The 9,487-nt window shown below is 63.5% G+C and carries 7 protein-coding genes; 3 read left to right on the top strand and 4 right to left on the bottom strand.

The genetic code is table 11. The features are described 5' to 3' along the window. The coding region (locus tag Q8S60_RS00470) for a hypothetical protein (RefSeq protein ID WP_305668259.1) at positions 1 to 206 on the bottom strand (206 nt) is incomplete at its 3' end. Between the two features lie 60 nt (positions 207 to 266). Further along, positions 267 to 1,361, bottom strand: a complete 1,095-nt coding sequence (gene ccmI, locus Q8S60_RS00465; RefSeq protein ID WP_305277219.1) for a c-type cytochrome biogenesis protein CcmI — start codon at positions 1,359 to 1,361, stop codon at positions 267 to 269. A gap of 194 nt (positions 1,362 to 1,555) precedes the next feature. On the opposite strand from ccmI, the gene Q8S60_RS00460 reads away from it, so the two are divergent. Beyond that, complete coding sequence (locus Q8S60_RS00460; protein ID WP_305277217.1) at positions 1,556 to 3,727, top strand: acylase; 2,172 nt, start codon at positions 1,556 to 1,558, stop codon at positions 3,725 to 3,727. 3 nt (positions 3,728 to 3,730) lie between these two features. On the opposite strand, the gene Q8S60_RS00455 is transcribed toward Q8S60_RS00460, so the two are convergent. Beyond that, positions 3,731 to 5,542: a cell wall metabolism sensor histidine kinase WalK gene (locus Q8S60_RS00455; RefSeq protein ID WP_305277215.1), complete on the bottom strand. Its 1,812-nt coding sequence runs from the start codon at positions 5,540 to 5,542 to the stop codon at positions 3,731 to 3,733. 234 nt (positions 5,543 to 5,776) lie between these two features. Between Q8S60_RS00455 and Q8S60_RS00450 the strand changes: the two genes are divergently transcribed. Both Q8S60_RS00450 and Q8S60_RS00445 read left to right on the top strand, forming a co-directional pair. Next, positions 5,777 to 7,000: a CaiB/BaiF CoA-transferase family protein gene (locus Q8S60_RS00450; protein ID WP_305277213.1), complete on the top strand. Its 1,224-nt coding sequence runs from the start codon at positions 5,777 to 5,779 to the stop codon at positions 6,998 to 7,000. A gap of 2 nt (positions 7,001 to 7,002) precedes the next feature. Further along, positions 7,003 to 8,019, top strand: coding sequence for a D-cysteine desulfhydrase family protein (locus tag Q8S60_RS00445; RefSeq protein ID WP_305277211.1), 1,017 nt, complete (start codon positions 7,003 to 7,005; stop codon positions 8,017 to 8,019). A gap of 1 nt (position 8,020) precedes the next feature. Here the strand turns inward: Q8S60_RS00445 and Q8S60_RS00440 are convergent, their stop codons facing one another. Then, the gene (locus Q8S60_RS00440; RefSeq protein ID WP_305277209.1) at positions 8,021 to 9,445 is read right to left on the bottom strand and encodes a hypothetical protein; all 1,425 of its coding nucleotides are present in this window, start codon (positions 9,443 to 9,445) and stop codon (positions 8,021 to 8,023) included. Positions 9,446 to 9,487: the final 42 nt, after the last annotated feature.

Raw genomic sequence — 9,487 nt, 5'->3', positions numbered from 1 at the left:
GCGTAGGCGGCGCCTGGCGCGTCGCAATAGGATTTGATGAGGAGGTGGAGATTGCCGCTGCCCAGCGTCGTCTGGGCCCGGCCATAGGTAAGGTGGCCGCTATCGCCGACGAGGAGCGTGACGCGGGCGTAATCGCCCCGCGCCTTGCCGGTCTCGAAGATATTGACGATGGCCTTCGCGGCCTCTTTCTGAAGTTCGCTGAGCACAATGCCCTCCCCGCCCATGTGAGTCGGGACCGATCCTAGCGCAGAAGGCAAAAGCGGGGATTAGTCGGCAAGCCCAGCTTCCGCATTTCGCAGTTGCTCCAGCGCTTCGGGCTCGCCCGCGAAAGTATCAAGGGCTTTTGCCAGCGCGGCTTCCGCCTGCTCCCGTTCGCCCAGCACACGATAGGAGCGGATGAGACGCAACCACCCCTCCAGATCGCGCGGATCATCGGCCAGGCGTGCCGCCAGACCTTCCACCATGCCGCGGATCATCGGCTCGTCTTCGGGCGAAATGGCCGGGCGACCCTCAAGCTCGGCGATGCGGGCACGGAGCCCCGGCGCCCAGGCCGCGTCCTCCGGCGCGCGCTCCAGCAGCGCCTTCCAGCGGGCAAGGGCGGCGGCTCGATCGCCTGCTTCGATCTCGGCGACACCGAGAAAATATTGTGCACGCGGCTGATCGGGATCGAGGCCGGCGGCCTTTTCGAAGTCGGCACGCGCATCGGCCCCGATAGAGCCACTATCCGCTAGCGCCCGCGCTTCGCCCCGTGCAACGAGGCGCTGTGCCGTGACGCCATCGATCAGCATGGCGCGCGTCCAGGCGTTCGCCGCGTCGTCGAAGCGGCCGAGTTCCAGATAGGCGGGGGCGACCAGTTCCCAGCCGCGCAAATCGTCCGGCTGCTCCTTCAGATGACGTTCAATGCGGACAACGAGCCCCTCCAGTGGAAGCTCCTCCGGCGGCACGGCGATGCGCTCGGCGAAAGGCTGTCCGGCAATGCCGGGTGAGCCTTCGTCCAGATAGATGCCGAGCGCAAGCATCGGCAGGCCGATGGCCATGGCAAGCGCCACACCCTTGCGCCAGCGGGGATCGGCGCCTCCGGCGGTTCGCCGTTCGGCCACCCGTGCCTCGTCCGCGGCAAGGAGACGACGCGAAACCTCGACGCGAGCCGCCTCGGCTTCGGCTTCGCCGATGACGCCACGATCGAGATCGCGCGAAATTTCGGCGAGTTGGTCCCGGTACAGTGCAACCTCGCTCTCACCGGCTTCCGGGCGCGCGGCGGCGGCACCGGCACGCAATGGCCGGAGCAGCAACACCAGCACAACGCCGGTCAATGCGGCGAAGGCGAGAAAGAGCAAAATGTCGGTCGCGGAAAGAAGCACGAGGGCGGCCTTTGCGGGGATGAACCGGGCGCGGCCCGGAAAAGCGAACCCCTGTATAGAGATTTAAAGCCAGCCCGGAAAGCGGCGGAGGGACGCAGCTATCCGCATGGCTCATATGGGCTTGCGGGCCGGGGTTTGACGGGGCGAGGCTTGCCGCTAGTCTGCGGCCGGTGAAAAAGAAGTGAGGACGTCACGTGCTGCGCATCATCAAGACGGGATTTCTCGGCCTCTCCGGCCTTGCGTTGATTGTGCTTGCCGTCGTTCTGGCACGCGCCGTGCTGGAGGCTCCGGCAGTTGCCGATCCGGCGCCGATGATCGCGAAGGCCGCGGATTACGATGTCGTCATCAAACGCGACAACTGGGGTGTGCCACACATATTCGGCAAGCGTGATGCCGATGTGGCTTTCGGCCTCGGCTTCGCGCATTCGGAGGATGATTTCGCAACTATCCAGGAGGTCGCGATAGCGACACGCGGCGAGCTTGCCTCCGTGAAGGGGCAAAAGGCAGCGATTACCGATTATCTCGTCAACCTGATGGGTGTGTGGGCGACAGTCGATGCGCGCTATGAGAGCGACCTCTCTCCGGAGGTGCGCCGCGTCATCGAAGCCTATGCTGACGGCGTCAACTACTATGCGGCGCTCCATCCGGATGAAGCAGCGCTCAGCTTTCTGCCGCTCACGGGCAAGGATGTCGCTGCCGGCTTCGTTTTCAAGTCGCCCTTCTTCTATGGGCTCGACAAGGTTCTGATTGCCGTCTTCGAAGGACGGATCGGCAAGGCGGGCGGATTGTCCAAGGAGGGAGTGGATGCCTTTCTGCCGACGGAGGAACCGCATCCGATCGGCTCGAACGGCGTAGCGGTAAGCCCTGCCCGCTCGGCGGACGGCGCGACGCGCCTCCTCGTCAATTCGCATCAGCCGTTCACGGGACCGGTGGCCTGGTATGAGGCCGTGCTCGAAAGCGAGGAAGGCTGGCACGTCGCGGGCGGTTTTTTTCCCGGCTCACCCTTCATGCTCCATGGACACAATGCCAATCTCGGTTGGGCGAACACCGTGAACGAGCCGGACCTGATCGACGTCTACCGGCTGACGGTCAATCCCGACAATGAAGATCAATATCTTCTCGACGGCGAATGGCGCGAATTCGAGAAGAGCACCGCACGGATACGCGTCGATCTCTGGGGGCCGTTCTGGTGGACGGTGGGGCGCGAGGTGTTGCGCTCCGAGCATGGGCCGGTTCTGAAAACGGAAAAGGGCGCGTTCGCCGTCCGCTATGCAGGCATCGGCGAAATCCGGCAGGTGGAGCAATATTACGCGCTCGACAAGGCAACGCAGCTCGGTGAGTGGATCGAGGCGATGAAACTGCAGGCGCTGCCGAGCATCAACTATCTCTACGCCGACAGGCAGGGGAACATCGCATACGTCTACAACGCACAATTCCCCGACCGTAAAGAAGGCCCCGACTGGTCTGGTGTTTTGCCCGGCGACGATTCATCGCTCATCTGGAACGATTACCTGCCGTTCGACAAGGTGCCAATGATCGTCAACCCGAATTCGGGTTATGTGTTCAATGCCAACAACACGCCGTTCCGCGCGACGGCGGCGAATGACAATCTCAAGGCGGAAAATTTTTCAGATACGCTCGGCATCCAAAGCGACATGACCAACCGCGCCTTGCGGCTGGAAGAGACTTACGGCACGGACGAGTCGATCAGCGGCGCGGAATTCCGGCGCTACAAATACGACGTCAGCTACAGCGACCACTCGCAGATGGCCAAAATCATCGAAGAGGTACTGGCGGCCGATCCGGCGGACGACGCCGACCTGGAAGAAGCGCAGGCAATTTTGCGCGCATGGGACCGCGTGGCGGACGTTCGAAGCCGGGGGGCGGCACTCGCGGTCCTGACGGCCGAGCCGGTCGTCATGGCCGGCATCCGGGGGCAGACACCACCCGACCCGATGGATACGTTGCGGACTGCGATGACGCGTCTCAAGACGCATTTCGGGCGGCTCGATCCCGAGTGGGGCGAGGTCAACCGCTTCCGGCGCGGGCCGGTGGATTTGCCCGTCGACGGCGCGCCGGACGTGCTGCGCGCGATCTACGGGACGCGCGAGGAAGATGGAACGCTGACCGCGCATGGCGGCGACACGCTCATCATGTTCGTGGAATGGGACAAGGCGGGAAAGCTGTCGTCGGAAAGCGCACATCAGTACGGTTCCGCGACACTCGATACGGCGTCGCCGCACTACGCCGATCAGGCGCCCCTGTTCGTTGGGCGACGGACGAAGCCCGTTCTCTTTACCGCGGACGATCTCGAAGAGCATGTGGCGGAAAGCTATCGGCCGGGCGAGCGAACGCAGACGCGCTAGCCGTCAGAGGGTTACCTGTTTCGGCGCTACGCTGCCGACGAGGCGCGACAGCGGCAGATCGACATAGACCGTCGTTCCCGCGTCGACTTCGCTTTCGATCGACAGGCTGCCGTCATGCAGCTCCGTCAGGTGTTTCGCAAGCGGCAGGCCCAGGCCGGTGCCTTCATGCGTTCGCGAAAGAGATCCATCGAGCTGTGTGAAGGGAGTGAGCGCGCGGGGAATATCCTCCGGCGCAATGCCAACGCCCTTGTCTGCGACCGATATGCGAAGGCTATGGGCCGTCACCTGCGCCTCGACGACAACGAGACTGCCGTCGGGACTGAACTTCACCGCATTCGACACGAGGTTGATCAGCACCTGCTTCAGGGCGCGCTCGTCCGCCACGATCATAAGCGCGGGTTCCGGCAAGCGGCACTCGATAGCGATATTCGCCTGCTGCGCGCGGTGACGCACGATGCGCGTCGCGGCGGCGACGATATGGTCGAGGTCCGTTTCGTCCTCGTGCAGCTTGAAGTGGCCGGCCTCGATTTTCGAAAGATCGAGAATATCGTTGATGAGGCTGAGCAGGTGAACGCCGCTATCGTGAATATCTTCGGCATATTCGCGGTAGCGCGGGTTGCCGACGGGACCGAAGAGTTCGCGCTCCAGCGCCTCCGAAAAACCGATGATGGCATTCAGGGGGGTGCGAAGCTCGTGGCTCATATTGGCGAGGAATTCCGATTTGGAGCGACTGGCGGCGGTTGCCTGGTCGCGCGCCTCGCGCAGCGCCTCGGCTTCCTTGTGCCGCGCCGTCACGTCCTGAATGCCGATGAGCAGCGCCCGCCGGCCCTGGAAGTGAACGAGGGCGGCGGAGACGAGCGCCCATATGATCGTACCGTCGCGGCGCTTCAGGCGGAACTCAACGGGCGCACCGCCACGGCCGCCAAGAACCAGACGATCCAGGCGCGCGGGAAGATCTTCCTCGTCGAAGAATTCCCGCACGTCGAAGCCGTCCGCCTCATTGTCCTCGATGCCGAAAAGCGTCAGCGCCGCCATGTTGGCCTGCATGACGCGGAATGTGGAAGGGTCGACGAGAGAGATCGGCAGCGGCGCGGCGTAGAAAATGCTCTGAAAGCTTTCTTCGGTCGCCCGCATCGCCTGCTCGGCTTCCTGACGGACTTCGACTTCGCGCTTCAACTGATCGTAAAGTTCCTGCTGGCGTACCAGCGTGAGAAAGCCATCGCGGCGCAGGCGGTTCGTGGCTCTTACCAGCTCGGCACCGATGGCGTTCACCACTCCGAAGAGCAGGGCAATTTCGAGAATCGTAATCAGGGAGACGTCGGTGAGGAATGGCGTCACTGCGACGAAACCGAGACTGAGGCCGGAGGAAAGCGTCATATTGACCGAGAGACGCGTCGGCAGGCCGACATAGAAGGCAAAAAGGATCACGACGATGCTCAGCAGCGCGGCGGCGAATTGAACCTGGCCAAGCATGAGGGAGATAGGCGCGACGACGCAAACGATGGCCTGCGTGATACCCGCACAAATCAGGAATGCCCGACGATCGTCGAGCGAACGGTAGAATTTCAGCGCCATAAGCGTTGCGCCAAGGGCGCAAACCCGCGCGCATGTCAAAAGTACGAAAGGCCAGCCAAAGCCGATGGTCAGGAAATCGAAAACCGCCCAACTGACGAAGACGTAGATGCCGACCATGAGAGCGCGAAGCCGCGAATGCATTTCGCTCCAGCTGGTGCGCAGATAAGCGTCTTCAAGTACGGGATCGGCGAATTCGCCCGTCCAGCTAAAGGCATGCCCTGCCTCCGGCGCTGTATGCACCTCAGGCACAACCTCCCCTGTCGTGTGTTCCGATCCCGGCACGCGGCGTCCCTCTGACTTCGCGGACGCTGGCGCGCTCGCTTCCTCAAGCTCGGTACAGTAGGTGTCAAAGCCTAAATAAAATGCAAAATTTCCCCGGTCGCCCTTCCTCAATCCCGAGGCGCCGCCTATCGTTGCGCGGTTTTCCGGTGTGCGGAAATGAGACAAGACTAAAAAAATTGATGGAGGAACGACGTGGACGGAAAGAACGGTGCAGAAGGAGGCGTGCTACGGGGCGTCCGGGTGCTCGATTTCGGCCGTTACATTGCGGGGCCTTATTGCGCCGCGTTGCTGGGCGACATGGGCGCGGAGGTGATCCGCATTGAAAAGCGCGAAGGCAGCGAGGACCGTTTCGTGCAGCCGATCGTGCCCGGCGCGGGACCGGGCGAAGGCGGCGAAGGCGCCATGTTCCTCCAGATGAACCGGAACAAGCGTGGTCTCACGCTCGACCCGATGACGGAGACAGGACGGGGCATCGTGCGCCGGCTCGTCGCAACCGCCGACGTCGTTGTCGCCAACCTGCCCCCGTCCACGTTGATCGCGATGGGCCTCGATTACGAGAGCCTCGTGGCAGCGAAGCCGGACATCATTCTCACCACCGTCTCGGCCTTCGGCCATGGCGGCCCCTACAGCGAGCGGACCGGTTTCGACGGTGTTGCGCAATCAATGGTCGGCGCGGCCTACCTCACGGGATATCCCGACGAGCCGGTGAAGAGCTATGCGCCCTGGGTCGATTTCGGCACGGCGTCGCTCTCCGCATTCGGCACGATGGCGGCGTTGATGGAGCGGGCTCAATCGGGCAAGGGCCAGATGGTGGAGGGGTCACTGCTTTCGACGGCGCTTGCCTATTTCAACTTTCACCTGATCGAGCAGGACCTCCGTCAGACGAACCGCGTCGCCATCGGCAACCGTTCGCCCTACGCAGGCCCCGCCGACATTGTGCGCACGAAGGACGGCTGGATTCTCGTGCAGGCGATCGGTCAGCCGCTGTTCAAAAGGTGGGCACGGCTGATGGGCGAGGATCATTGGCTCACCGATCCCCGCTTCAAGGACGACCTCGCGCGCGGCGACAATGGCGAGGTTCTGTCGGAGCGGACGTCCCGCTGGGCGGAGACGCGCACCACAGAAGATGCCCTCGCCGAACTGGAGAAGGCGCGCATCCCGGCGGGGCCCGTATACACGCCTCAGCAGGCGCTGGACGACCGCCATATCCGAGAAATGGGATATCTGCACCCGCTCGGCTTTCCGGGCATGCCGAAGCCCGCCCCCATCATGGAGACGCCCATCCGCATGTCGCGGACGCCGGGCACGATTCACGACCGCGCGCCGGTTCTCGGCGAACATACGGACTCCATTCTCGGCGAACTCGGCTATTCGCAGGACGAGATCGTCGCGTTCCGGTCCGAAGGGGTGATCTGAACATGGCGAAGGCGCCCGCCGATTTCCCCCGGTTCCCGCTCGCCCACCTGCCGACGCCGCTCGTCGAGATGAAAAGGCTGCGCGCGGCGCTTAGCGAACGCACGGGAAAAATCCCCCCGCGCCTTTTCATCAAGCGCGACGACTGCACCGGCCTCGCGAGCGGCGGCAACAAAACGCGCAAACTGGAATTCCTGATTGGCGAGGCGCTGGCGCAAGGCGCTGACACCGTCATAACCACCGGCGCCCTGCAATCGAACCATGCGCGGCAGACCGCCGCTGCTGCGGCGGCAGCAGGCCTTTCCTGCGTGCTCGTCCTCTTCGACAGCGTGCCTTACGAAGGCCAAGCCTATCGCCGGTCCGGCAATCTTCTGCTCGACCGCATTCTCGGTGCGGAAATCCGTATCGAAGCGGCGGACGCAGATGCAGGCGAAGTCTTCAAAAGACTTTTCGGCGAAATCGAAGCACGGGGCGGCAAACCCTACTTCGTGCCCGTGGGCGGCTCGAGCGCAACCGGCTCACTCGGCTATGCTGCCGCCTATCTGGAAATCGCCGACGGGCTCGACGCGCTCGGTATCGCCGATGCGGTACTCGTGCACGCCTCATCAAGCGGCGGCACGCAAGCGGGGCTCCTCGCCGGCGCGCAGCTTCGTGGACGTGGACCCGCTATCGCCGGCATCAATGTCTATCGCGGCGACAACGAGGCAATGGCCCAAGGCATTCATGCGCTTGCGTGCAAGACAACGGCGTTGCTCGACGCACCTGCCCCCGCAGCCGATGCGGTGGCGCTGGACGGAAGCTTTCTCGGCGAACGATACGGCGTGCCGACCGATGCGATGCGGGAAGCGGTCGAGCTTGTGGCGCGGACGGAGGGTGTGCTGCTCGATCCCGTTTATACGGGGAAAGGAATGGCGGGATTTCTGGCGCAGGCGATGGCGGGAAAATATGCGAAGCGGGAAGCCGCCGTCTTCCTGCATACGGGCGGGATGCCGGGGCTGTTCGCCTACGAAGAAGAATTCTGAGCTACCTGCCCCGGACCGCTACCTGGCCGCGGCGACGCAATATCCCGGCCTGCTTGTCTTCGCCCAGCGCCTCGTGAAAGGCGGCGGCGAAGTCGAGGAAGAGTTCGGCGTTGGCGCGCGCCGAACCGGTGGCCACACGGATTTCCTCCAGCAAGCGGTCTTCATAGGCTGCCAGATAGGCTTCAACTTGTTGCCGGACACTCCGGCAATGGCTTTGCGCGCCCAGCGGTTCGCAAATCAGCGTTACGCCCGCGACGAAGCGAAGACAGGCCTCCATGCGCGCGGCGCGGGCCGGATCCGGCGCCTTCTGCAAATCCGGTTTCATCGGGCCGCCGCGTCCATACGCACCCATCTGATGAAACGGTAGCGCACGCACGAGCTCGTTCTCGAAGCGCGACATTTCCTGCGAGATGGCGGCGGAAACGCGGCCGCGTGCGGCCAGCAGGCGCTGTCCCCACTCGCCATTGCGGCGCAAATCTATCTCGGCGGTGAAGCCTTTCGACAGACGGGCGAAACGGCGCACGTCTTCAAGCAAGCGGTCAAGATCGGCATGGCCGGGGCGCAACGCATCCGCGTTGCGCGCGATTTTTTCCATTTCGGCGAGGAGCAGTTCACCGAAGACGGCAAGATCGCAGCGGCTGATGATCATGTCGTTTCGCTGCTGGGCAATCTTTCGCACGAACCTCAGTATCTGGGAAGGCTCGGCCAGGCGGCTCATCACGGCAAAGGGAATGTAGAGTGCGTCGGCAGGCGCGGTTTTGTGAGTCTCGTCGTAGAGATCCCTCACCGAAGACAGCGTTGCCTCATCCAGATTGTCGATCGTTTTCGGCAGCATGGATTGCAGCGTCAGCATGGCGGGAGCGATGGAAAGTACACCGGCAATCTCTCGCGCATCCTCGAAGCCGCTTTCGCCGCCGAGTTGTGCTTCGGCCTGTCTGCGTCGCGCGGCGTCTTGGCGAGCCTCCTCGATGGCGGAAAGAATGGCGGCGGCGGCGGACGCATGCATGACGGAAACCGTCGCGTCGAGCGCCGCGCGGTCACCCTTCAGCGTGTGGTCAACGATACGGCGCTTCATGTCCGGAAGTGCGTCCGGCAGGAGATCGTTTTCAAGCCAGGCCCAGACCCGGATGACGGAGGCGCGCGAAATACGACCCTGACGGCGGTCCAGCTTGCCATCGTCGATCAGCAAATCCTCGAAAGGCTGGCAAAACTGACGGAGCGGGTCTGGGGCGCCGGGACGTTTGCCCCTAATCGACGCCAGAAGCGGCCGCAGGCCCGACAGGATCATCTCGTAAGGCAACCCGGTGGTGCCGCGCAGCTTTTCGCGCTCAAGGCCCGAGGCAAGCTTCAGCGCAGTCGGCGGCGGCAACTGCGCCAGATAGCTGGCGAGCCGTTGTTTGAGCGATGCTGGCGCTTCCGTCTTCATCGGCCTCACCGGACAACCGGATGATGGCGCCCCCGATGGGCA

Origin of the sequence: Parvibaculum sp. (assembly GCF_030694575.1) — a bacterium.
In the GTDB taxonomy this organism is placed as follows: Bacteria; Pseudomonadota; Alphaproteobacteria; order Parvibaculales; family Parvibaculaceae; genus Parvibaculum.
Note: the sequence above shows the minus strand (reverse complement) of the source record. Positions and strands in the feature narration are given on the sequence as shown.